Source organism: Streptomyces sp. NPDC051569, from assembly GCF_044454085.1.
Taxonomy (GTDB): domain Bacteria; phylum Actinomycetota; class Actinomycetes; order Streptomycetales; family Streptomycetaceae; genus Streptomyces.
Genome location: NZ_JBITDJ010000008.1, coordinates 12,803 through 35,326 on the forward strand (window position 1 = coordinate 12,803; position 22,524 = coordinate 35,326).

The window sequence follows — 22,524 nt, forward strand, 5'->3', positions numbered from 1 at the left end:
TCGTTGGCCATGGACAGGAGCCTAGTGATCGGCTCCGACAACGGTGTCCGTCGGCGGAGGCGGCCAGGGGGTTCCCATGGCCGCCCCCACGCTGAACAGTCGAATCACGTGGGTACGGCTTGCCCCGCCCCCGGAGCGTCGCGGTCGGACGTGTCGCGGTCTCAGCTGGCAGCAGCGCCGAACCACTTGGGCAGCTGGCCGAGCAGATCCCGCTGATCCTCACCGACCCACGCCACGTGGCCGTCCGGCCGCAGCAGCACCGCCGGGGCGTTCAGTTCCTCGCTGACGTCGACGACGTGGTCGACTCGGTCCGCCCAACCCGCCACCGTAAGCCGGCCGGTCTGATCGAGCAGCAGTCCGCGGCCGCCGTGCATCAGCTCGTAGAGGCGACCCTGCTTCAGCTTCACGTCCCGCAGCCGCCGACCGAGCAGTTCGTGGCCCTCGCCGAAGTCGTAGCGGACCCCGACGGCGGTGATGATCCCGGTCACGTACCGGTTCACCTCCTCGAAGTCCATCAGCTTCGAGAACAGCTCCCGCAGCGCGGTCGCACCCGGATCGGTCCCCAGCAGCGTGATCTGCGCGCGGGTGTTGTCCAGCACGCGGGCGCCCACCGGGTGCCGTTCGGCGTGGTAGCTGTCCAGCAGCCCCTCCGGTGCCCAGCCGTTGACCGCCGCGGCCAGCTTCCAGCCGAGGTTGAACGCGTCCTGCACGCCGAGGTTGAGCCCCTGCCCGCCGGTCGGCGGGTGGATGTGCGCCGCGTCCCCGGCCAGCAGCACCCGGCCGACCCGGTAGCGCTCGGCCTGCCGGGTGGCGTCGCCGAACCGGGACAGCCAGCGCGGCGAGTGCGCCCCGAAGTCCGTGCCCGCGAAGGCCCGCAGCTGCTGCTTGAACTCATCGAGGGTCGGCGCGGTCGTACGGTCCTCGGCCACTTTGTCGGCGGGCACGATGATCCGGTACACCCCCTCGTTCCCGTCCCCGTTGGGGATGACGCCGAACCGCAGGTGGGTCTTGCGGACCTCCGCGACGATGGCGGCGACCGTCGCCGGATCCTCGGTCACCTCCATGTCACCCAGAAGCGTCTCGACCGTGGCGGGCTCGCCGGGGAAACCGACGCCGAGCCGCTTGCGCACCGCACTGCGGGCGCCGTCGCACCCGACGAGGTAGCGCGAGCGCAGGTGCGTGCCGTCCGCCAGCTCGACGGTCACCCCGTCCTCGTCCTGGCTCAGCCCGACCACTTCGCGGCCGCGCCGGATCTCGGCACCGAGTTCGAGGGCGCGTTCGCTGAGCAGCCTCTCGGTGACGGGCTGCAGCGTGGTCAGGCCGTACGGGTGCGCGGTGTCCAACCGATCCGGCCACGGCTTGAGGATGCCGCCGAACAAACCACCCACCTGGAACTTCTCACTGACCGCGAGGAACCGGTCCAGCAGGCCGCGCTGATCCATCACCTCGACGCTGCGCGCGTGCAGGCCGCGCCCGCGGGACTGCTCGGTCGGCTCGGCCAACTTCTCCAGCACGACCACCTGCACTCCGGCCAGCCGCAACTCGCCCGCCAGCATCAAGCCGGTCGGTCCGCCGCCGACCACGATCACGTCAATCATCAGAACGCCCATTCAAGGAGATTGGATGGCGACCGGCTGCTCCGCGCAGTCCGGTGGCACACACGCGGGCCCCCGCCGAGTCCCCGCAACCGCACCGCGAATCCACGGCGGTTCGAGTCCCGAGCACCGACTACATCGGCTACACCGACTACATCGGCTACACCGACTACATCGGCTACACCGACTACATCGGCTACACCGACTACATCGGCTACACCGACTACACCGACTACATCGGCTATGCCGATAAACAGCCACATGCCTCGTGAATCTGTCATTTCGGCAGGATCTGGCCTTGGCGGATCATTCTGCGGCATCACCGGGGCCTTGCGGCAAGCCCCCCGGTGCGCTATATCTTGAGCACGGCAAGGAGTTGGGTACTCTTCTTGCCTTTTTTCTTGCCTTTTTGCTTGGCTTTTCGCGTCCGCAGCGGACAGACCTTCACCCTCTTCAGCAAGCCCTATGTCGGTGAAGGATGGATCTTGCTTTCGTGCTGCGGACCGACTGTGGAGCGTCTCAGCTCTTCGTCCAGCGAGGCGCCTGTTCAGATCTTCGCTGAGCTTGGTGATGAGCGCGGGAGCCGGCGCGGGCGCGTGGTGGTGGGCCCACTGTCCGCGAGGGTGATGAATCCGTTGAGTTGTTCGTGCACGGCCCGGAGGAGAATGGGCAGCTCGACGAGCGGAATCGCGAGGGGGGTGCGCGTCGACGGATCCGTGTCAGGCCATACGTGGATCAGGGTTCCCAGGCGCTCGACGTGTGTGACGGTGCCGTGTCCCAGCCAGGGATCCCCGGCATTCATGAGGACGAGCCAGTCGCGCCAGTTCTCCAGGCCGAAGCAGCATCCGGGGGCGATCGTGATGCCGGTCGTGGTGTCCTTCAGGCTCGGGGGCAAAGTCGAGGACGGTTACAGCGACCCGGTGGACGAATACACCAACAACCTCTTACAGCCGGAATTGGCTGCACGAGGCGTGGGGCCTGCGCGGCCCGTACACCGCTGAGGCCGACCCGCACAGGTGACGTATCCTCACGCCACCTGCCCAGCCTGCGGCCGGGGGGATTCACACGGCCGGGGCCGGCTCGACATATTGGGGATTTCATTGCGCGCAACATCCATAGGCGCCGTACTCACCGGCGCCCTGGTCCTTTCCGCCTCCGCTGTCACCGCTCCGGCCGCGTACGCCGCGGAGACCGGTGTGGTGATCCGGAAGGTGTCCGTGAACGGCGGCAAGCCCATCGTCCTTGGCACCGCCCAGAACGAGTCGTTCACCATCTCGGTGACGGCTTCGGACGACTCGGGGATCAGCGGCAAGCTCCCGTACTTCAAGATTCAGCGCGAGGTCGGGGCCAACTACTGGTCGTACCAAGGAACTCCGAAGTGCACCGCGAGTAGCGCCACCACCTCCACCTGCAAGCTCACCCACAAGCTCGAGTCGGGCTGGGGCGTGCCCCGCAACGCCCTCGCGGGTCCGTGGAAGGTGATCTTCGTGCTCCAGTCCAAGGACGGCGAGATCTACACCAATGAGGGCAACATCACCCACCCGGTCCTGCGCCGTGGCAAGCTCAGCGCCGACGCCGGGCCCGAGCCGGTGAAAAAGGGCAAGCCGCTCAAGGTCACGGGCAAGCTGACCCGCGCCAACTGGGACAAGCGCATCTACGCGGGCTACACCGGCCAGCCCGTGAAGCTGCAGTTCCGCAAGGCGGGCGCCAGCACCTACAAGACCGTCAAGACGGTCAGAACCAACTCGACGGGCAGCCTGTCGACGACGGTGAAGGCCTCGGCTGACGGCTACTGGCGATGGTCCTTCGCGGGCACCTCCACCACGTCGGCGGTCAACGCCACGGGCGACTACGTCGACGTGCGCTGACAACCCGGCACCGGCCGCTCCGCCCGGCCCGCCCCGGGCCGGGCGGACCAGCAGGGTCATCGTGCGTCTCACCAACCGGACCGCGACGAAGACCGACCGCGCCGGCGGCCACTGGATCAGCGCGACCCCGCGCGGACAGGAGGCGAAGCTCCATGCGAGGCGATATCGACGGCTCACCGAGGTGGCACGGAACGCGTCGGTACGAGGCCGAAGGGCACGACTCTCCACGGGAACCATCCACCAGCTGACAGCCCTGCATGTGCTGCCGTCCTGGCGACCGCTGAGCGGCTCCTGGGGTACGACCGACCGACAGCGGAGCAGGTCATCCAACAGCCCCTCGCGGCGTCGACGAAGGCGGACCCGCGCAGCGCCAACGTGATCCGCCTGAACAACTGGTGCCTGCCATCGCGGAGGAGTCCGCTCCCGCACAGTCCGGCCAGGGCCCGCATCCGTACCTCACGCGGATAGGCCGGAGGCGCTGAGCAGCTTTCTGACGGCGGTGCGGATGTTCTCGTCCTGGACGAAGCCTCGCCAGCCGCCGTTGCTGCGCAGCCGCTGGTCACGGGCGGGTACGTCGCGCAAGAGGTGTGCGGCGGGCTGGGCCGCCCGCCCGATCCGGGCCAGGTGCTCCAGTGCGGGGAGCATGACGGGCAGGTAGGTGCTCTTGGTCAGATCCAGAACGGCCGTCGTCAGCACCGGGACAGCGGTCTCGGCGTCGCCGGTCGCAGCCCACAGGGCGTGTGCTGCCTCGACGCGGGTCCAGGGGGCGGTGTCGGCTGTCAGCGCCCTGAGCCGGTCCGCGCAGGGGGCGGCATGCGGTCCGAGGCCGGCGAGCTTGCGCAGGGCAGCGTGGTGGAATCTCTGTGCCTCGACGCTGCGGCCGAGTACGTCCAGGGCCGGCCCAGGTTCGCCGCCGACTCTCCAGTACGCCCAAGCCGCGAGTTCCGTGTGCGGTCCGGCGGCACGCGATCGGGACAGGAGCAGGTCCCGTGCTCCGTTTCCCGCCAAGCCGATCCCTGCCAGGGCCTTCGCCGCCGCCATCCAGGTCCGGTCGTCCTCCAACAGGCCGAGCAGCTGTGGAACCGCTGCCTTTGCCACGGGCCCCCAGTCCGCGATTACCTCGCAGAGCCGGGTGAGCAGGTGGTCATCCGTGGTGGTTTCGAGTTGGCCGCAGATCGACGGAAGGAGCGGTTCGGCGTGGTCCGGGAGGTAACCCAGCACCTCATGGAGTGCGGGGAGGACGACATGGTGCGGGCCGGTGGCGGGATAGCGGGCGGAGGTCGAGGCGAAGCCGGAGTGTGTGCCGGCGATCAGTTCGATCAGGCCCGGCAGGCAGCGCGGATCGTTCATCCGGGCCAGGGCCCACAGGGCGGCCTCGCCGACGGTCTCCCGTTTACGTGTGGTGCGGGCGGCGGTGTCGGAGAGGAGTGTGGCGACCTCGTCGGCGTGGACGGCGGCCGCCGGGCCGAGGCAGGCCAGCAGCTCGGCCGCCCGGAAGCGGGCTTCGGGGGCGGGATCGTCCAGTCGCACGACGAGACGTGGCAGAAGGGCGGCGGTCGGTGAGCGCCACTGGGACAGCAGTCTGCCCGCCTGGGCCAAGGCACTGATCCGCTGTTCGCCGTCGTGATGGTCTGCCAGCAAGCCGAGCGTGAATGTGGGGGCGGGGCCGCTCATCAGCCTCGCAGCCCGGTGATGGACACCCAGTACTCCGGTGCTCACCGCGCTGGTGTGGCGCCACAGCTCGATGGTCGGGTCCCGGACCGCTTCGAGCATGAGGTCGAGCATCCGGGCAGGCAGGCCCGGGTCGTTCGGGGCAAGTGCGTGCACCGCTGCCAGGCGTATCTGGGCCTGTGGAGAGTCGAGCAGACCACGGAGCAGATCGAAGACCTCGGCGCCATGCTCGCCGGCCGGCGCGCGCAGGGCCGCCTGGCCCAGTGCGAGGACCAGATCAAGGCGGGTCGCCAGATCATCCTCCGCCTCCCAGCACCGCAGCAGCCCGGGCAGAACCAGCTCACCGGGGCTGTCACAGGCGGCGAGCACGTCGGCTGCGGCCCGCCGGATCTCCGGCTCGGGATCGTCCAGCAGGCCCAGCAACTCCGGCAGGGCCTGTTCCCACGCGGGCGCCCAGCCGGGATCGAGGAACCGGGCTTCGGTCCGACCGGCTTCCGCTGCCAGCATCGCCGCCAGTTCCAGCATCGCGCAGCGGCTCGGCACCTGCGGTGCCGCGGCCAGGCGGAGTACGAAGGGCAGTGCGGCCGAGGCGGCGGAACAGACCCAGCCGCCTTGATGGAAGAGCAGGTTGAGCAGCTCGGACGAGGCGTCCTCCGCATCTTCCGAATCCGGACCCCCGCATCGGCGGAGCAGGCCGGGTATGTCCTCGGCCGACCCGTAGTTGTGCTTCAGCCCAGCCCAGTCGACCGCGTCCATTGCCACCACATGCGCGCGTTCCCCCCACATGCGCGCGACCCTACCGGCCGGGTCACCCACAAAGCTCAGCCGAGTTCCCAACGGCATTGTGACTGGCAGCGATAACTGTCACCGAGCGAGAGATCTGACCTGGCCTTCTCGGTCACGTTCGCAGCGATGGTCGTCACCAAATGCTCGGGCTAGTTGTCACAAGGTTCGTGTTCGCAGTCGGGTTGTCACCAATTGCGAAGCGCGCTGGTGCGGGCGCCGTGGGCGTGCGTTTGCTTGAAGGCATGGCCGATGAGTACGGACTGCTGCCTGCGGCAGACCCTGAGGCGGGGGCGGTGTGGTCGCACCGCTGCCGCTGGGACGACTTGCTCCTACGGGCGTCGGCTGTCTCTGGGCGTCAGGATGTGGATCTCGCGGATGGCTGGACTCGTCGCTGGGCGGTCACCTTGAACCTCGGAGGCGGCGAACTGATCGTGCCGGTCCGGGACCTTGCCCAGGTTCAGCTTCCTGGGGTCGGGCCGGTTCGCTGGTTCTCGTGGCATCGGCGGCAGCGTCATCGGCCTGGGCTGCAGTACATGGTCAGCACAGGGCGGCATCACGGCTTCGAGAGTCTGGAGGAAGCGAAGGTTCTGCTCGCGCTGGACTTCGCCGGCCAGGTGCGGGAGGTGGTCCCGCAGCCCTTGAAGCTGCAGTTCCGGACCGGCGGTGGGCCGCGTGTCCATGTTCCGGACTTCCTGGTGCTGTCCCGGGCTGGGGTGTGTCTGATCGATGTCCGACCGCTCGACCGGGTACGCGCGAAGGACGTCGAGTCGTTCGCCGCCGCCTATGAGATGGCACTGGCCTGCGGCTGGGAATACGTAGTGGCCGCAGGCTGGAGGCGACAGGTCTTCACCGGACTGGACGCTTTGTCCTGCCAGCGCCGCCCGCTGCCCGATCCACTCGGGCTGCGGGCGGATCTCCTGGAACGGGCTCGGTCCCGAGTGACGTTCGGGGAACTCGTGGCCGCTTCCACGGTTCCGGCACTGGCTCGGGCGGAGCTGCTGCACCAGCTCTGGAACCGTTCGCTCGGTATCGATCTTTCTGTCCCGCTGAGTGACCGCTCGCTGGTCAAGCCGGCAGGTGGGGCCCTGTGAGTCCTCCGCTGGCGCTTGATCTCGCTCCGGGGGCCGGGCTTGTCCTGGACGGGGTGGAGTGGACTGTCGAACGGCACGAGCCCCATCTGGGGCGGGTCGTGGTGCGCGATCCGGCGGGAGCCCGGCAGCAGCTGACCTTCCGGTTCCTCGTCAACCATCCGGCTTGTCAGCCGTCCTCGCGCACAGCGGCCGATGGCCCGGACCGTGGGCGGCAGCCCGCGTCCGTGGCTGATCTTCCGCCGGGGAGGCTGGAGTTGGTTCGGCTACGGATGGCCCACCTGCTGGAGGTGGGCACCGGGTTCCGTAGTGGGAATCCTGAGGATCCCGGGCCGGGGGAACCAAGGCCTTGTTACGACCCGGCCGTCACCACACTGACCGAGCGGCGGTGGGCCAAGGTCGCTGAGCTGGCGGCGATGGACCGGCAGGAGGCCCGGATGCTGGGACTGGACCGGGTCGGTTACCGCACGCTGATCCGCTGGGAGCGTGGCCGTGAGCGGTCCGGGCTGATCGGATGCGCCGATGACCGGTGGCTGCGGCCGGGCGGGCACCGCCCGAGCATCGGCCCGGAGATCCGGGAGGCGATCTTCGCGGTCCACGCCGAAGTGCAGGGCCGGTCCCGGGTCGGGATGGCCACCCGCACCCGCCTGATCCATCAGTACGTACGCGTGGCTTCGTCGATTGCTGAGGACAGCGTTTGTCGACCGGTTTCGGAGTCAGTTGGAGATCAACAGGCCCGTGATTGTCGAGCAGAAATGACGGCACCGGAGCGACTGCGGGCGCCTGGCGGCCAGCGGCCCGCAAGGGCCGCCGGCCGCCGAAACACGTGGTGGCAGAAGCGAAACTCGGGCTGGCCCTTGGCGAGCCTCAGCTGATCAGGCGTTCGGATCCGCTTGAAGGATCTGCGCACTCCAGGTGTCCACCACGGGACTGCGCCGGTAGAAGACGTTCGGCTGCACCGGGTCGCACGTCACCAGGAGAATGTCTCCCTGCCCGAGCACCACGTTCTGCTGGGCCTGTGTGCAGCGACGTTTGCGATGCCGCGTGACCTCAAGGTGCAGTGAGTGCGGACCTGGGGGCAAGGGGATGAAACGGACCTTTCTGATGCTGGTCCGATCGACGCTGCAGAGCTGGCGCCCGCTTTCGGTGACCGACACCAGGCACCACTTGAGTGACATGCTGCGGGGCGGGTCACGCAGGTCCACCTGCAACAGCAGCCCGGTCCGGCCTCGGCGGCGGGACCTGTGGATCAGATAGCGAGAGCGCCATTTCAACCGGCCGTCGAAGTCGCTATTTACCTGCACCGCTATGTCCCTCACCCTGCCCCCATCTGCCGCCCCACCAAGTCCCCCAGACCGCCTCAGGCTGGCATGGACAGGCGAGATCCAGAAGAGCCACGACCGGCAGAGCGTGAGGGTTGAAGCCTGCCGGAGATCAACGGTGACATGCCCCCCACGCTCACGGGAAGTCAGCCGGTCTTAGCGGGTTCTTCGGCTCGGGCTCGGGTGCTGGCGAGGCGGTAGGAGTCGGTGCCGGTCTCGATGATGGTGCCGTTGAACGTGAGGCGGTCGACGATGGCCGCGCAGAGACGGGGGTCGGTGAACGTCTTGGTCCAGCCGCCGAAGGACTCGTTCGAAGCGATGGCGACGCTGTTCTTCTCTTCGCGTTCGGTCAACACCTGGAAGAGAAGTTCGGCTCCGCGGCGGTCGAGTTCCATGTAGCCGAGCTCGTCGATGCACAAAAGATCGACGCGGCCGTAGCGGGCGATGGTCTTGTTGAGCTGCTTCTCGTCGGCGGCCTCGACCAGCTCGTTCACCAGCTTCGTGGCCAGCGTGTAGCGGACGCGGTAGCCCTTCATCGCGGCCTCGGTGCCCAGGGCGACGAGCATGTGGGACTTGCCGGTGCCGGAGTCGCCGATCAGGCAGAGCGGCTGGCTCTTCTTGATCCATTCACAGCTGGCCAGCGTGTGGATCGTGGCGGCGTCAATGTTCGGGTTCGCGTCGAAGTCGAAGGCCTGGAGTTATCTGGGGTAGTGGTGAAGGACTCTTGCAAAGCTTCTGTTCAGGACGCTGCGGACGCGTCGGGAAGGTGGGTGAGGGGCATCCTCCGCCCGGGTTGCCTGCTCTTGGCGGCAATCCGCTGTCCTGTTGGAGTGGTGCTTCCGTAGGATCACGTCATGACTGCCGATATCCCGCTCACCCGAGAGTCGTTCCGGCGCCTCCACCCGATCAGCATGCCCCGTCCGGTGTCTCAGTTGCCGGATCGTGTCTGGACTGACGAGGACTGGGACCGGATCCGGCGCGGATATCGAGCCCGGGACATGGATGAGAAGTGGAACGTCTTCGTTGAAGGCGATGTCCTTTTCATGCACCGGAGTTGGACCGGTCACGGGGTCTATGAGGTGTCCTTTGCTCCTGCGGCTGGCGGTGGGAGGAGGATCGCCTCTGCGGTGGTGGAGGCTGATGTGGAGCGCTATCGGAGCACCGGCGACGAGTACGACTGTCTGATGATGGAGTTGGTCGTCAGCGCGATCGTCCTTGGTGAGCCCGCCGCCGACCTCCGTGCCGGTCTCGTGGAGTTGACTGCTCGGGCTTCCGGAAGGAGCGATCTTCCCTCGGGCGTTGTGCAGCACAGCGGCCTGGGGTTGCGCTCGGGATCGTAGGCTCCGCAGCCTGGTGCCTGTTCACAGCCTCGGGCCGTGTGACTGGATCACGCGTTGCAAGCGCAGGATCTCGCCGTGTGCGGCGGCCAGTCGCTGTTCGAGTTCTTGGACGCGCTCGCGGTGAGTGGTGCGCTCACGACGAAGGGCTTCGGTGAGGGTATGGATGACCGTGCCGTCGTCGACTGAGGGCGCCTGAGGGGCAGGTCGGTACTCGGTCCGTTGCTGGCCGCGCAGTGTCTCGATGCGTTTGCGCAGGTCGGTGTGGGCATAGAGGAAGTCCAGGCTGACCCTCGCCGCACGAGCGACGGTCCGGAAGTTGATCTCCTCGCCCTCCTTGATCAGCCTTCGGATGCCCGCCTCCGCCCGTTGGACGGCCTGCTGGTGTTTGTCCTGGGCGGCCTGCCGCAGGGCGGCGATCCGCCTGTCAGTAGGAGCTACGGCTTCCGGGGCTGTCTCGTTCAGCCGCTCGCTCATGAGCGTGACGCCCCTTTGCTGTCCGAGGTGCCGGCGACGTCCTGGTAGCCGGTGCGACCGAGCACGCCGGCGCCGCGGATGACGGTGGTGCTGTCGGCTGGCTGGGCTTCGAGGGCGAGGATCTCCAGCTGCATGCTGCGGATTTCGGCGTCACGCTGTTCCATCCAGACGTTTGTCCCGCTCATCGGCTCGCCGTAGCGCTCGGTGTGTCGGGCCTGCCGGGTGGCGACCAGGGACTGGATCTCGGCGAGTTGGCGCTGGATGTCCGGCAGGAAGGTGCGGTCGGTGGCGAAGTGGTCGCAGCCGTGGCAGGCGTTTCCCTTGTCGCAGGACCGGGTGGGCGGCAGCAGGCAGTAGCCGTTGGGCAGGATGCGGTCGGTGCGGCGGTCGAGCTGCACGAGGTCGAGCATGTCGCGGCGGTCCATGCCGACCTCTCGCCCGTCGCGCCCGATCTTGGCCAGGGCGAGGAACTCACGCTCGGCGGTGCTTGCGAGGGTCGCCGCGTATCTCATCGTCATCTCCGGGGAGAGGTGGCCGAGGTAGCGCTGGACGACGTGGATGGGGGCGCCGGCGTTGATCAGGGTGGTCGCCTTGGTGTGGCGGAGCCGGTGGCTTCGTGAGTAGAGGAGGAGCTCGCCGCGCGAGTCGCGCAGGTCCAGGTGGTGGCTGAAGTCCTTCAGGACGTGGTTGTAGTTGCTGGTTTCCCAGGACTTGGTGCCGTGCCGGTTGCCGGTGGTCTTCGGGAACAGGTAGCGGATGGTGTCGGCGGGGCCCAGGTGCCAGTGCTCGCGCACCCATGACTGTTGTTCCCGGATGATCTCGACGACGTCGCGGCCGACGAGGATGGTGTTCGGTGCTGCGTCGATCTTCGTCTGTTGGTAGCGGAGCCGGGCGACCATTCCTCCCTCGGGGACGGCGGCGGCGTCCAGGCCGGGGATGTCGGAGAGCGGTTCGAAGTCCATCATCAGTACTTCGCTGGCCCGGCGTCCGGTCATGGCCTGGATGAGCCAGGCCCGCATGACTGCGGGATGTCCGAGTCCGGTCAGCTCGACTTGGCGGGCGTCGCGGACGACGATGCGAGTCTGCTCGGTCGGCAAGCCGAGGAGCTCGATGTGGGTGAGCATGCGGCTGAGGTCGGTGTCGTTGATGTAGTTGCGCTCGTCGGCCTCGCGGACCTCGCGTTGCCGGGGCCGGTCGCCGGGGCGGAACATGCGGGCGTGGCTGTCGGTGAGCGCCAGCCACCGGGCGTCGTCCAGGGCTTCGGCGGCCTCAGTGCGGCAGTCGGTCATGACCCGGTAGAACAGGTCGATCGTCTGCAGGTTCTTGTTGATCGTCCTCGGCTGGAGGCTGCCGCCGGCCTCGGCGCGGCCCGGCGTCTCGCGCTTCCAGTGGTGCAGGAAGGTACCGAAGTCCAGCGCGAGTGTACGGAGGCCCCGCTCAGAGCCATCCGCCAGAGCGGGGTGGTCGATTCCGCGTTCAGCCGCGAACGCGGCGAAACGTGCCGTGTTCACGCGGTGCTGCATCACCGTTGACCAGGTCAGTTGTCCGGACTCCATCTGCAGCCGGAGGTAGAACCTGGTCCCCTCCCGCAGCCAGACCGGGGTGATGTCGCCCCAGCGGACGGCGGTGTTGGCGCGCGGTTCGTGCTCGCGCCGCGGGATGCGCGGGTCCAGCCGCAGCGACCAGATGTCGTGCCGCCACCAGTCGACCTTGCTGGCGTACTGCCGCAGCAGCCGCTCCAGCATGCCGTGCAAAGCGTGCTCGGCCCGGAGCCGATGCCCGGGGGCGGGCATCCGACCACGGTCGGCGTGGAATCTCCGGGCCCAGGCGGTCATCCACTCGGCCAGCGGCTGGTCGGCGAAGGAGACGACGTGGGGGTGGCGTGCGATGACGTCGGCGGCGGTCGCCGCCCAGCGGTTCCACTCACTGGCGTGGGCTTGGCGTTCGCCCGTACGCGCGCAGGTGGCCAGCCACCAGCCGACCTCGCGGCGCATGACCAGCGGCAGGGCGGTGATATCCAGCCGGACCTGCCGCGATCCGCGCATGAACACCCCGGCCAGCTTCGGGTCGCGCCCATCGAACAGCGGCCCGGTGAACACCGGGTCCAGTCCGTCGATCAGCGCGGCGCTCTGGGCGGACCGGTCCGGGGCGGTCGAACCGTAGGTGGGAACTGAGAGGATGCGATGGTCGTTCATACGGAACTTCCTTCCATCCCGCGCCAGTTGGCAGTGAATGACTTCCAGTTCGCCAGGGTCTTCAACTCGGCGTCCTCGGTGACCCAGCCGTAGAGGGACAGCGTGGTCTGCACGTCGGCGTGGCCCATCCGCCGCATCACCACGTGCTCGTGAGCCCCGGAGAGCAACAGAGCGGTCGCGTGGGTATGGCGCCACCAGTGCGGTGTCCAGGCGGACGGAACCGTCTTCCCCAGCCGGCGCTTGAGACCGTCGACCAGGTCGTAGACGGTCTCCGGCCGCATCGGCGCAAGCCACTCGCCGCGGCGCAGGTTGACGAACACCCACCAGTTCTCGAGGTCCACCGCCCGATGGGCGTCGGCGTCGCACAGTTCCCACACGTACTCGCTGTGCAGACGCTCCAGGTCGTCGCTGATGTAGATGCGGCGGAACCGGCTGTTCTTCACCCGCACGCCGGCTGGGTGGTCCTGCCGCGGTACGACTTCGACGAACGGGGTCCCGCCCCGGCCCACGTGCCAGTCGCAGTGCTTGAGCGACAGGCATTCGCCCAGCCGCATCCCGGTCTCGCTCAGCGTCGCAAACAGCAGCCGATCGCGTACCGATCCCGACCAACAACCGGAGACGACGTCGAAGCGCGCGCATCCGTCGAGGATCGCCTCTGCCTGGGCCGGCGTGAGCACGGGCGCCGGCCCGCGATCGCGGGCCCGGACGCGCACCGCCGGGCTCACATGGGCACTTCCGCGGTCCAGGTGAGCCAGGGCCCCAACGTATCGGCTGCGGGCCCGGCGCCCACCGACCCGGTAGAGCCGTCCGGCGACCGCGACCCCGTGCACATCCGCGTGATACCGGTAGAACGACAGCACCGCCGCCACCCGCAGCCCCACCGTCGACTCCGCCACCCCGCGGACCTGGGCGGCACCAGCACCCGGCAAACGGTGCACTCCGACGGGATCGCCGGTCCGCAGCACCGTCAGGAACGGCAAGAACGACGCCAGCGTCACCTCCTCCCACGCCAGCCCGGCCGCCTCCAGGTAGTCCCACCACGCGTTCAGCGACGCGGCGTAAGAACGGAGGGTGTGAGGCGACGCGTCCCGGCCGACGCGCAGGAACTCCAAGAACTCCTCGACGGGCACGATCGGCAGGTAGTCGGGACCGACCACCGTCCACGTCCGCCCATCAACCAACTCGATTCTCTGCACTGGCACGGCACCATGCTGCCGACGTCACCGACGCTGTCGGGCCACCCCGGATAGCGCAACGCCAACGACCACCAAAACGAGTGAACCCCACGCTGACTGACGTTCCAGACGGGCACAAATGAACCCCAGATAGCCGCAGGGACTTCTCCCGCGGGAATCCGGCCGCCTTGATCCGCCTCTCCGAACGGCGACGGGACCGGTCGTCGCACTCGGTCATCAGCAGCTCAGCGAGGAAGCCCCGGTAGGTCATCTGGTCCTTCATCGCCCGGTCGGCGAAGTCGGAGAACTCGTTGCGAATCGACGGCAACCGCAGAAGCCGGCAGGCGCTGTCGATGGCGGCGTCGGCGGCCTGCTCGGTCAAGCCTCGCTGGCGGGGCAGGGTCACTGTGCTTCTCCCTCACGGTGGTCGCCGCCGCTGGTGCGACGGCGTCGGAGCAATTGGTCATAGGGGGCCACCGAGGGCAGCGGTCTGGAGTCCGCAGGAAGGTGCGCGAGCCGCCACTCGTGCAGGGACGTCACCGTCGCCGACGGCTTCCCGGGAACCAGCCGGTCCGCTGCAGGGGCGGGTTCGGTCTCGGCCTGGGCGGCCTTGCGGGCTTCCAGGGCGACCGCGTCCGCGGTCATGGCTCCGGCCCGTAGGGCCGCGGCCAGGCCGGCGACGACATGCTCGTGGGGCAGATGACGTCCCAGCAGGAGTACCTCGATGAGAGCCCGGGTGCCGTCCCGCTCACCATGCAACTTGCGGGCCTGGTCCCACCAGGCGTCGTGGACCGGGGTGAACCTGCCCGCCGAGCGGGCCTGTTCGAGGGCTGTGGAGCCGGGGAAGGCGCCGGGCTTGCGGACCAGGACTTCCAGGTAGTGGTCCAGGTCCAGGCGGACGGCACCCTTCGCGATCAGCCGTTCGTGCCGGTCGACTTCCACGTTCTGGTCGTAAACCACCAGGTGAGAGGCATGCAGCACGACGCGCACGCGTTTTCCGATCAGCCGGATCGGGACCGAGTAACGGTTGGTGCGGACCGGGATCTGTCCGTAGCGGTCGACCCGCGGCGTGAACAGCCGGCCCGTCTCGAATGGCTCCTCGGGCAGCGGCATCAGCAGTGGTTGTTCGAGTGCAAAGTACTCCGCGACCGTCTTGGGCCTGGAGCCGATGCGGCGGGCGTCGTCCTGCTGGTCCCACTGTTCGACCATCTCGTTCAGCTCGGTGAGCGAGGAGACCTCGGGGACGGGAACGAAGTGGTTGCGGCGGAAATAGCCGATCATCCCTTCGACTCCGCCCTTCTCGTGGGCGCCCTCGATCCCGGGCCGGCAGTAGAAGCTCTCGATGCCGAAGTGCGAGCGGAAAGCGATCCACCGGTCGGCCTCCACTCTTCCCCGGCTCTGCCCCAGCACCCTGGCAACGGCGGCCTTCAGGTTGTCGTAGCGGACCTTGGTGCGCGGGACCCCGCCCAGGGGTCCGCAGTGCGTGGACGTGGCCTTCGAAGAAGGCTTCCTGGCCGCAGGAGGCAAAGACTCGGTGGACGGCCTTGCCCGAGTACGACAGCCGGAAGGAGAACAGGTAGCAGGTCACCAGTTCGCCGGCCAGGCGCACGGTCACGTCACCGAAGTCGACCTCCGCTTCGTGGCCGGGCAGGTGTGTCTGTGGGACGAATGCTTCCAGCGGCGCCTTGCCGGACTCGACCAGGATCTCGGGCTTCCGGCTGGCGACGTAGTAGCGCACGACACCGTAGGAGACTTCCGCCCCGTGCTCCTCGATCAGCCGGTGGAAGATCCGGGTGACTGTGTGCCGCTGCTTGCGCGGCGCGTCCAGGTCCGCCCGCAGGATCTCGTCGATCACCGGCTTGTACGGGTCCAGCGTGGTGGCGCGAGGCGGGAGCTTCTTGCGGGGCTCCGGCCAGGACGAGTCCAGCGCCTTCCGTACCGTCCGCCAGGTCACGCCGTGCTTGCGCTCAAGCTCCCGCATCGACATGCCGCCGCGATGGTCACGCCGGATCGCCGCGTACAGCTCGACCTTCGACATTTGCGGCATGACCAGGACCTTTCACCAGGAGCATCCCGATGCTGCCCTGGCAAGAACCCCAGCGCCTCCCGAACTCATCAACATCACCCGACCGTGGTTCTGGGCGCCTCCCAAACCCATCGACAAGTGACGTCACTACTGCTCGATAAAGCCATATGGCTTTGTCCACGAGAACGGACAGCAAATGTCCACCACTTCGGGAGGCACCACTACCTGGTGCTGTTCGAACGCGCAGATCCGGAGCGTGAGCACCGGCGTGGTCTGGCAATGGGCTAGAAGAGACCGGCTTGCATGTGGCGCGTGAGGTTGTCGAGGATCTCGCGCAGCCACGGGCTGCGGACCGCTGGCAATCGGACCAGGGTGTGCTGGAAGGTTCCCGAGTCGGCTCGGAACAGGTGGTGGGGGCGCGGCGGGGTCGGGTCGTCGCGCAGTACGCCGTCGGGCATGGTTCCCGAGGTGGGGAGGTAGAGGTGTGGTTCGGGGAAGGCCATCCACATCCATATCCCGAACGGCAGTGGCACCGGGCGTGCAGACGCGTCCGGTCCGGCCGGGCTCCAGAGTTCCCCCGTCTGCGGGTGGGTCGGCACGAGGATCATGTCGGCGTCCGGGCCGGGGGCGGACAGCCCCGGACCGGCTAGGACGGCGCGTCGCGCTGGCTGGTCCGCGGGCAGCAGGGCGTCGAGGGCGCGTTGGAACACTTCCGTGATCAGGCCGGGCGGGACCGTCACCGGTTGGCCGTCGGAAGCTCCCAGGAGGTGGGCCAGGGCCTGACCGGCCGCCGCTTCCCACTGTGGGCTCCATGACCACCAGTGGTCCAACCCGAGGAGCAAGCCCCACCTGCTGATCGGCTCCATCGGGGGCGTGGCTACCCCCTCCTCCAGCAGTTCCTCCCAGGAGAGGATTGCGGTATCGGAGTCGGTGTCGTCGACGGGGAGGCGGTGCACGGCGTCCGGCGCGAGCCAGACCGCCTGCCAGAGTGAGCAGTCGTCGATCCGGCTCGCCACCGGCAGGCCGCACGCCTCGCAGGCCATGTTGGGGCCGTCACCCCAGTCGAGGCCGCAGCAGTAGCCGCCGGCTTCGTGCGGGATGAGCACGGTGCCGCGGGTATCCCCGGGGGCGATGACGACGGTGCCGGGTGTGCTGTCGGACAAGGCGTAGAGCGGAGCGTAGATACCGCGGGCCGCCGCCTCGTCCGGGTCAATCTCCTCCCACCTCCGCCACGGCGGCCCCCAGGGCTCCGGGTCCACGGCGAATGTGCCCGACTCCATGAGCACCGGGAGCTGGATCCCGTTCCCGTACTTCTGATGGGCATGGACCGGCAGCGCGACCGGGGACAGCGGGATGGTCAGCGCGGCGCCACATCCCGCACACACGAAAACGTACAAATGTCCTCCGCGAAGAAAGCAGGGGGCATCGTCGTAGCTCTGTGGCGGACCTTCCAACGTGTTTCCTCATCCGCGGAGCGGGACCATGCACCGCCACGGTGTGTAACGCACCGTTCGAATCCCCGGCGTGCCGGGTGCCTCCCGAAGTGGTGGACATTTGCTGTCGGTTCTCGTGGACAGAGCCACCACCCGCCCGGACGAGCACCTTCAGCTCAGGCGGACCCACATACCGATACCTCTGCCCCCGTATCTCCACGCACACCAACCTAGTGGCCCACACGGCCAGGGCCTGGGGGATTACCGCTCGGCGACTACGGGCGACTGGTGACAGAAGTCCCTGCGAAGTGACAGTTATCGCTGCGAGTCACACTTCTGCTGAGACGGACATCAGTGTCCCGTCCCAGTCGAGGTGAACCACGACAAGGCCCTGACCAGTAGTGGTTCATCTTGAGTGAGACGCGGTGCAGCCCGGTGTCTCAGTCAATCTGAGGTCTGGGAGTCCTGTGCTGCCTCGCGCTCGGCAGCGAACTCGTCAAGGAGCTCGAACAGGACCTTGACGCATGCTGATCCACCTCAGGTGGAAGGTTTCAGAAGTTGTCCCAGCCGTTTGGGAGGGCGACGTGGAGGACCTGACCGCGCCAGGCGTGGTAGCAGTCGCGTCCGCGACGGGCGACGAGCCAGTCGTGCCAGCCGGTGAGCCCGGGCCCACCGTGCCGGAGAGCATGTTGGTCATAACCGGTCAGGAACGCGGTCAGCATGTGGAAGGAGGTCTTACCGACGAACACGCCAGGACGTTGGCCGACGCTGGCGAAGTACTCGCGTTCAGTCATCTCCGAGAGGGGCTTCATGCGTCCGCACCCTCCTCGTCACTGGCGCTGTCGTCCAGGTCTGGACGAAGCCTGCTGCGGGCCGCGTCCAGGCGTTCGCCATAGTCCGCTGCGAAGATCCCAGGCAGGGACCTGTCGAGCGTTCCGGCCAGCCTATGAATGGGGGCCCAGACCGCCTCGTCGTCGACGAGACGGCCGAGGTCCGTCATCTGCACTCGCTCCAGCCAGTCCGACAAGACCAGCGCTTCATCAGAGGTGAGCTTGATGATGATCTCCGTGTTCTCCACTGCTCGAACATAGTTTGCCGACCCCGCGGTGTCAGAGGTGCCTGGCACAGTGCCGCCGTGGACATCGATTCCTTCTGGAAGCTCATCGAAGAGTGCCGACGGCAGACGCGGGGCCGGGACGAACAGCTGGCGTGGTTGCGTGACGAGTTGTCGCGGAGGCCGCTGACAGAGATCGTGCAGTTCCAGGTGCGCCTGGACGAGGTGACGCATGAAGCCTTCACCTGGGATCTGTGGGCTGCTGCGGAACGCATCTTCGGCGGTTGGTGTTCGGACGACGGATTCTGCTATTTCGGCCTGTGGATGGTGGGGCTCGGTCGGGAAGCCTTCGCGCGGGCAGTGATCGATCCCGACTCTCTGGCCGACACTCCAGAGGTTCAGTGCCTGGTGGGTCGCCCTCGGGAGCTCTGGAACGACGACTGGCCGGAGTGGGAGTCTCTCGACTGCGTCGCCATGGAGGCGTATGGACTACTCACCCGCGCGGAAGACGACTGCGGCGACGCATTCTATGAAGCCGTCGAAGCCGAGCAGGGCGCTGTAGGCGGCAATCGAGGGCCGCGCGGCGAGCAGTGGGACGTGCGATGCGAAGACGAGGCGCTGCGCAAACTGCCGAGACTGAGCGCGATGTTTCCCCTCCGGCCACTGGTCTGGTAGGCGCGAAAGCGCGAGGGATCAGGCCGAGGCTTCGGGGGTGTCGACAGACAGGCGATGCCACGCGTGGCCGCAGCCGCCGGAGCAGAAGCGCTCTCGTCGGCGTTCGTCGGCGACGGCCAGCACCGCGATCAGTAGCCGGAATGACTTGAGGCGCTCGTCGTGCGGGGTGAGACTGGCGATCTTTCCGAGTTGCTGGTCGATCCACCCTCGTGTGATCAGAACTGCCGGTGTGTGCGTGGCGCGAAGTCCGGCGCGTCGGATACTTTCCGGGCCGTCCTCGGTGGTGGCGCGGGCCTGAATACAGAAATGTGACAGGAGACGCAGGGTGTTGGACTGCTCCTCAGTCGAGAGGCCCTCGAACCACTCGATGCCTTGTGGCATCGGCCGAAGCTGCTGGGCGAGCTCGTTGAGAATGATGTACGAATCAGCCATTCTCACGCCCCCGTTGCGCTCGATTCACAGACTTTCCCGGTGTCATCCAAGCAGGCCATCGGGCGCCTAGAAAGACAGTTCGTCGGCTTCCAACGGCTCGGAGTATCCGCGTACCCAGTGGCCGGGGAGGGTGGCGCAGAGCGACTCCAGGTCGGCGAGCGTACTTCCCCGAACGTGCAGCCAACTGTGGTCACTCAGTCCGTCGAGCCGCAAGAGCTTCCCCGGCGCGGAGAACCAGCACACGGGTGAATCTTCCTTCCCCGTCCACATCGGGTACTCGGGAAACTCCACCGGCGCGAACCGGCTCGGCAGCTCTCGAATCAGGCTGTCGGGAAGTTCGCAGGCGTTGTAGAACCGTCCTTCGCTGCCAAGCAGCGTCTCGCTGAGTACGAGCTCGACACAGGCGAGGGAGACCCGCTCCAGGAAGCGAACCCAACCACCCCGTGACTGGACGAACACCGGCGGATCGTCCTGACCGAGGTCCCGCAGCCGCACTCCCCAGAAAGCGCATCCCTGGTTCTCGCTGTGGAAGACGAGCACTCCACCGAACTCGTCGTGTACGAACAGCTCGGAAGGGCGCAGCAGCGGGTCCTGGTTCCCGGTGAGGTCGTGACGCGTGCCGAGAAGCGAATACGCCTCGCGCAACGCGGTCGGCAGCGCGAGCCCGAGCACCGCCTCGGCTCGCTCCAGCTCCTCCGCTCGCGTACCCGCGCCGTCGGCGAGCGGATCCGCCCACGCTGCGGCAAAGTCCCGAACGAAGGCCCAGGCTCGCGCCCTGTCGGGTATCCCACCGCGCAGAGCTTGAGCCACATCGAACGCGTCAACCATGCGGTGGACCGTACAGGCCGGCCAGCTTCGCCGGGACTCCGCCAAGTCGTTCGCCAGAAGCGCTGGGACTCGCCACGTCTACTGAGAACGGACATGTCCTGTCCCAGATATCTGTGGGCAGGGGGAGGCTCTGGCCTGCGGTGCCTACGGTTGAGCGGGACAGGTTGGCGGTCGGTGTCCCGCTCAACCGTAGGCAGCGTGATGGTTCACCCCCGGAGCCAAGCCAGCAGGCGTCGTGGAGTCGGTCGCCATGTGTCGGCCGGCATGGATCGGGGAGCCGATTTGGCTTTCCTGACTTGTTGGGCGAGTCGGTATTCGTCCGCCTCGCGGACGAGTTCATGAGAGCGGATCTGGTGCAACTCGAAGTGCATGCCGCTCGCTCCTACTGCTGGAGCTCCGTCACGTCGGCGACCACGCAGCTGACGTTGTCGGGGCCGCCGGAGCCGTTGGCGAGGGCGATGAGTTCGCGGACCGCCTGCTCGGGCTCACTGATCTCGGAGAGCACCCGGTGGATCTCTTCGGTCGGCACGACGGTCGACAGGCCGTCGGAGCAGACCAGGTAGCGGTCTTCCCGCTGGGCGTCGTGCAGGCGCATGTCGGGGGTGCCATCAGCTCCCTGGCCCAGGGCCCGAATCAACAGGGACCGCTGGGGGTGGGAGACGGCCTCCTCCGGGCTGATGCGTCCTTCGTCGACCATCGACTGCACCATGGTGTGATCGTGGGTGATCTGGAACAGCTCTCCGTCGCGCAGGAGGTAGACGCGGGAGTCACCGATGTGGACGAGGGCCAGCTGTGAGCCGGTCCAGAGCATTGCGGTGAGTGTGGTGCCGGCCTCTTCGGGCGATGAGGCGGGTCCGGCGACGCCGTTGACGGCCTGTTTGGCCTGTTCGATGGCGTCTTCGAGGAGGTTGAGGAGATCGCCTGCCGGAATGCTGTCGGTTTCGAGGTGCTTGAGCGCGTCGACGGCAGCGGCGCTTGCGGGGGCTCCTTGGCTGCCGAAGCCGTCGGCGACGGCGAGCAGGCGGGACCCTGCATAGGCTGTGTCCTGGTTGCTCTCACGGACCAGGCCGGTGTCGGAAAGAGCGGCGTAACGGATTCCCAGGGGCTTGGCGGTCGGAGACATGGCGGGGCCCTTCCAGGACAGATGGTTGATGAGGAAGGAAGCGAGGTCCCGTCGCGCGGCGGTGTCGGCCTCGACCTCGGCCCAAAACGCGCGGATCTCCTGGGTCGCCGCAGCTGATTCCAGCGTGTTGACGTGCTGGATGCGGGCCAGGGGCATCCCCAGGCGCCGGAGCCAGGCGACCAGCCGGGCCTGGTCCAGTTGTTCCGGCGCGTAGAGGCGATAGCCGCTCGCCGGGTCGACGCGAGCGGGGGTCAGCAGTCCGAGCTCGTCATAGAGACGCAGCGCCTTCGGTGACAGGCGGGACGCCTTCGCGAACGTCCCGATGGTCAGCAACCCCATGCTCGTTCCTCCTCATGCCGAGCACATCGCCCGGCCCCACCGATGCTGTGGCTTCCCCCAAGGTGAAGGTCAACTATCGAGGAGCTGGCTGCTCTTCCGTGTAGCGGTCGATGCGGCGCATTACCGTGGCGCACTCCTGACCGAGGCCGACGAGCGCTCTGGCCGTCGCGGCCTGCCGGGCTGGCTACTCGGTCTACTTCACCAGCCTCGACGACATGGTCCGCAACCTCAAGGCCGCCGAAGCCGCCGGCCGCCTGGCCAACAAGCTCGGCACCTACCTGCGGCCGGGCGTCCTCGTCGTCGACGAGGTGGGCTACGAGATCCTCGAACGCGGAGAAGCCAACCTGGTCTTCCAGGTCATCTCAAAGCGGTATGAAAAGGGCTCGATCATCCTGACCTCGAACAAGACTTTCAGCGAATGGGGACAGGTGTTCGGCGATGAAGTCCTCGCTACGGCCATCCTCGACCGGCTCCTGCACCACTGCGACGTGATCTCCATCAACGGACCGAGCTACCGGCTCAAGAACCGGCTCAAGGCCATCGAGCGGGATACAGACGTGGCCTGACATGCCACTTCGCACTCGCCGGCTGGAGACCTGATCAGTCGCCGTCGAGTCGCTGGAAGATCGAGGAGAACTCCTCCGTTTCGATCAGCCCGGCGATCACCTGGGTCATGTTGTCGATGCCGGGTCCCGGACGATCAGCCCGTCCGAGACCCAGAAGTAGCGGCCGCCCAAGGCCTCGCCGCTGCGTCTCCACGACTCCAGCAACCTCTCGACTTCAGCGACGGTGACGACGGTCGCGCTCCACCAGGATCCGTCCGTCAGCCGGACCTCGGCATCGACGTTGCACACCAAGTCCAGGTCCTCGCCAGAGCTGGGCAGGAACGACACCTCGAATGAGTCCGATCGAACCCGATACCACGGCCCGTCCCAACCTCGTTCGACCGATCCGGGCGATGCCTTCTGACTCATCTTGCGAGTGTCTCCGGCCAGCCTGACGATCTCAACCAGAATCCTCAGCCGTGCTCCTGCCCGTGACATAGCTGGGGACGTTCATCCGTACGCGCCTGGGGAGCTCAGGTCGTACGCCGACAGGGC

Annotated in this window: 19 protein-coding genes and 5 pseudogenes; 7 read left to right on the top strand and 17 right to left on the bottom strand. The window is 67.5% G+C overall.

Annotated features, from left to right (window positions below; all coding sequences use genetic code 11):
- Nucleotides 1–161: 161 nt before the first annotated feature.
- The gene (rox, locus tag ACIBAE_RS14795; protein ID WP_399285097.1) at nt 162–1,598 is read right to left on the bottom strand and encodes a rifampin monooxygenase; all 1,437 of its coding nucleotides are present in this window, start codon (nt 1,596–1,598) and stop codon (nt 162–164) included.
- 53 nt (nt 1,599–1,651) lie between these two features.
- Between rox and ACIBAE_RS14800 the strand changes: the two genes are divergently transcribed.
- Nucleotides 1,652–1,867: a hypothetical protein gene (locus ACIBAE_RS14800; RefSeq protein ID WP_399285098.1), complete on the top strand. Its 216-nt coding sequence runs from the start codon at nt 1,652–1,654 to the stop codon at nt 1,865–1,867.
- A 275-nt stretch (nt 1,868–2,142) separates the two neighbouring features.
- Here the strand turns inward: ACIBAE_RS14800 and ACIBAE_RS14805 are convergent, their stop codons facing one another.
- Nucleotides 2,143–2,490: a hypothetical protein gene (locus tag ACIBAE_RS14805; protein ID WP_399285100.1), complete on the bottom strand. Its 348-nt coding sequence runs from the start codon at nt 2,488–2,490 to the stop codon at nt 2,143–2,145.
- Between the two features lie 205 nt (nt 2,491–2,695).
- On the opposite strand from ACIBAE_RS14805, the gene ACIBAE_RS14810 reads away from it, so the two are divergent.
- Nucleotides 2,696–3,463, top strand: coding sequence for a hypothetical protein (locus ACIBAE_RS14810; RefSeq protein WP_399285102.1), 768 nt, complete (start codon nt 2,696–2,698; stop codon nt 3,461–3,463).
- 456 nt (nt 3,464–3,919) lie between these two features.
- Here the strand turns inward: ACIBAE_RS14810 and ACIBAE_RS14815 are convergent, their stop codons facing one another.
- On the bottom strand, nt 3,920–5,920 hold the full coding sequence (locus ACIBAE_RS14815; RefSeq protein ID WP_399285103.1) for a hypothetical protein: 2,001 nt from the start codon (nt 5,918–5,920) through the stop codon (nt 3,920–3,922).
- Nucleotides 5,921–6,162: 242 nt separating this feature from the next.
- Between ACIBAE_RS14815 and ACIBAE_RS14820 the strand changes: the two genes are divergently transcribed.
- Together ACIBAE_RS14820 and ACIBAE_RS14825 are read left to right on the top strand one after the other, a co-directional pair.
- Nucleotides 6,163–7,011 (top strand): TnsA-like heteromeric transposase endonuclease subunit, encoded by an 849-nt coding sequence (locus ACIBAE_RS14820; protein WP_399285104.1) that lies wholly within the window; start codon nt 6,163–6,165, stop codon nt 7,009–7,011.
- 269 nt (nt 7,012–7,280) lie between these two features.
- On the top strand, nt 7,281–7,883 hold the full coding sequence (locus tag ACIBAE_RS14825; protein ID WP_399285105.1) for a hypothetical protein: 603 nt from the start codon (nt 7,281–7,283) through the stop codon (nt 7,881–7,883).
- Here the strand turns inward: ACIBAE_RS14825 and ACIBAE_RS14830 are convergent, their stop codons facing one another.
- Nucleotides 7,884–8,312 carry a hypothetical protein gene (locus ACIBAE_RS14830; RefSeq protein WP_399285107.1) on the bottom strand — a complete coding sequence of 143 codons (429 nt, stop codon included), beginning with the start codon at nt 8,310–8,312 and terminating at the stop codon, nt 7,884–7,886.
- Between the two features lie 164 nt (nt 8,313–8,476).
- Nucleotides 8,477–9,019, bottom strand: a pseudogene (istB, locus tag ACIBAE_RS14835) (IS21-like element helper ATPase IstB); the annotation flags it as partial.
- A gap of 165 nt (nt 9,020–9,184) precedes the next feature.
- On the opposite strand from istB, the gene ACIBAE_RS14840 reads away from it, so the two are divergent.
- On the top strand, nt 9,185–9,670 hold the full coding sequence (locus ACIBAE_RS14840) for a hypothetical protein (RefSeq protein WP_399285109.1): 486 nt from the start codon (nt 9,185–9,187) through the stop codon (nt 9,668–9,670).
- Between the two features lie 21 nt (nt 9,671–9,691).
- Here ACIBAE_RS14840 and ACIBAE_RS14845 read toward each other — a convergent pair whose 3' ends face one another.
- From ACIBAE_RS14845 to ACIBAE_RS14880, 8 genes and pseudogenes are all read right to left on the bottom strand, one after another.
- Entirely contained in the window at nt 9,692–10,144 is a 453-nt protein-coding gene (locus ACIBAE_RS14845) for a DUF6262 family protein (protein ID WP_399285110.1), read from the bottom strand.
- Complete coding sequence (locus ACIBAE_RS14850) at nt 10,141–12,339, bottom strand: tyrosine-type recombinase/integrase (RefSeq protein ID WP_399285111.1); 2,199 nt, start codon at nt 12,337–12,339, stop codon at nt 10,141–10,143. The genes ACIBAE_RS14845 and ACIBAE_RS14850 overlap by 4 nt, the downstream gene beginning before the upstream one ends.
- Nucleotides 12,336–13,496 (bottom strand): tyrosine-type recombinase/integrase, encoded by a 1,161-nt coding sequence (locus ACIBAE_RS14855; protein ID WP_399285112.1) that lies wholly within the window; start codon nt 13,494–13,496, stop codon nt 12,336–12,338. The genes ACIBAE_RS14850 and ACIBAE_RS14855 overlap by 4 nt, the downstream gene beginning before the upstream one ends.
- A 172-nt stretch (nt 13,497–13,668) precedes the next feature.
- A pseudogene (locus ACIBAE_RS14860) lies at nt 13,669–13,920 on the bottom strand (ATP-binding protein); the annotation flags it as partial.
- A pseudogene (gene istA, locus ACIBAE_RS14865) lies at nt 13,917–15,552 on the bottom strand (IS21 family transposase). The pseudogenes istA and ACIBAE_RS14860, both read right to left, overlap by 4 nt.
- Nucleotides 15,553–15,824: 272 nt before the next feature.
- Nucleotides 15,825–16,937: a hypothetical protein gene (locus ACIBAE_RS14870; protein ID WP_399285113.1), complete on the bottom strand. Its 1,113-nt coding sequence runs from the start codon at nt 16,935–16,937 to the stop codon at nt 15,825–15,827.
- A 587-nt stretch (nt 16,938–17,524) separates the two neighbouring features.
- Nucleotides 17,525–17,785: a hypothetical protein gene (locus ACIBAE_RS14875; protein WP_399285114.1), complete on the bottom strand. Its 261-nt coding sequence runs from the start codon at nt 17,783–17,785 to the stop codon at nt 17,525–17,527.
- Nucleotides 17,782–18,051 carry a hypothetical protein gene (locus ACIBAE_RS14880; RefSeq protein ID WP_399285116.1) on the bottom strand — a complete coding sequence of 90 codons (270 nt, stop codon included), beginning with the start codon at nt 18,049–18,051 and terminating at the stop codon, nt 17,782–17,784. Before ACIBAE_RS14880 ends, ACIBAE_RS14875 begins: the two co-directional genes overlap by 4 nt.
- A gap of 57 nt (nt 18,052–18,108) precedes the next feature.
- On the opposite strand from ACIBAE_RS14880, the gene ACIBAE_RS14885 reads away from it, so the two are divergent.
- Entirely contained in the window at nt 18,109–18,702 is a 594-nt protein-coding gene (locus ACIBAE_RS14885; protein WP_399285117.1) for a DUF4240 domain-containing protein, read from the top strand.
- Between the two features lie 18 nt (nt 18,703–18,720).
- Here ACIBAE_RS14885 and ACIBAE_RS14890 read toward each other — a convergent pair whose 3' ends face one another.
- From ACIBAE_RS14890 to ACIBAE_RS14900, 3 genes are all read right to left on the bottom strand, one after another.
- Nucleotides 18,721–19,134 (bottom strand): DUF5958 family protein, encoded by a 414-nt coding sequence (locus ACIBAE_RS14890; protein WP_399285118.1) that lies wholly within the window; start codon nt 19,132–19,134, stop codon nt 18,721–18,723.
- Nucleotides 19,135–19,200: 66 nt separating this feature from the next.
- Complete coding sequence (locus tag ACIBAE_RS14895; protein ID WP_399285119.1) at nt 19,201–19,962, bottom strand: SMI1/KNR4 family protein; 762 nt, start codon at nt 19,960–19,962, stop codon at nt 19,201–19,203.
- Nucleotides 19,963–20,344: 382 nt separating this feature from the next.
- Nucleotides 20,345–21,424, bottom strand: a complete 1,080-nt coding sequence (locus ACIBAE_RS14900; protein WP_399285120.1) for a protein phosphatase 2C domain-containing protein — start codon at nt 21,422–21,424, stop codon at nt 20,345–20,347.
- 155 nt (nt 21,425–21,579) lie between these two features.
- Here ACIBAE_RS14900 and ACIBAE_RS14905 point away from each other — a divergent pair.
- Nucleotides 21,580–21,990, top strand: a pseudogene (locus ACIBAE_RS14905) (ATP-binding protein); the annotation flags it as partial.
- A 34-nt stretch (nt 21,991–22,024) separates the two neighbouring features.
- Here the strand turns inward: ACIBAE_RS14905 and ACIBAE_RS14910 are convergent.
- Nucleotides 22,025–22,398 (bottom strand): annotated as a pseudogene (locus ACIBAE_RS14910) (hypothetical protein).
- Nucleotides 22,399–22,524: the final 126 nt, after the last annotated feature.

What these genes read in the sequence shown, in the direction of transcription:
- rox (WP_399285097.1), bottom strand. Translation starts at nt 1,598, where the DNA reads ATGATTGACGTGATCGTGGTCGGCGGCGGACCGACCGGCTTGATGCTG.
- ACIBAE_RS14815 (WP_399285103.1), bottom strand. Translation starts at nt 5,920, where the DNA reads ATGTGGGGGGAACGCGCGCATGTGGTGGCAATGGACGCGGTCGACTGG.
- ACIBAE_RS14820 (WP_399285104.1), top strand. Translation starts at nt 6,163, where the DNA reads ATGGCCGATGAGTACGGACTGCTGCCTGCGGCAGACCCTGAGGCGGGG.
- ACIBAE_RS14825 (WP_399285105.1), top strand. Translation starts at nt 7,281, where the DNA reads ATGGCCCACCTGCTGGAGGTGGGCACCGGGTTCCGTAGTGGGAATCCT.
- ACIBAE_RS14840 (WP_399285109.1), top strand. Translation starts at nt 9,185, where the DNA reads ATGACTGCCGATATCCCGCTCACCCGAGAGTCGTTCCGGCGCCTCCAC.
- ACIBAE_RS14845 (WP_399285110.1), bottom strand. Translation starts at nt 10,144, where the DNA reads ATGAGCGAGCGGCTGAACGAGACAGCCCCGGAAGCCGTAGCTCCTACT.
- ACIBAE_RS14850 (WP_399285111.1), bottom strand. Translation starts at nt 12,339, where the DNA reads ATGAACGACCATCGCATCCTCTCAGTTCCCACCTACGGTTCGACCGCC.
- ACIBAE_RS14875 (WP_399285114.1), bottom strand. Translation starts at nt 17,785, where the DNA reads ATGAAGCCCCTCTCGGAGATGACTGAACGCGAGTACTTCGCCAGCGTC.
- ACIBAE_RS14890 (WP_399285118.1), bottom strand. Translation starts at nt 19,134, where the DNA reads ATGGCTGATTCGTACATCATTCTCAACGAGCTCGCCCAGCAGCTTCGG.
- ACIBAE_RS14895 (WP_399285119.1), bottom strand. Translation starts at nt 19,962, where the DNA reads ATGGTTGACGCGTTCGATGTGGCTCAAGCTCTGCGCGGTGGGATACCC.
- ACIBAE_RS14900 (WP_399285120.1), bottom strand. Translation starts at nt 21,424, where the DNA reads ATGGGGTTGCTGACCATCGGGACGTTCGCGAAGGCGTCCCGCCTGTCA.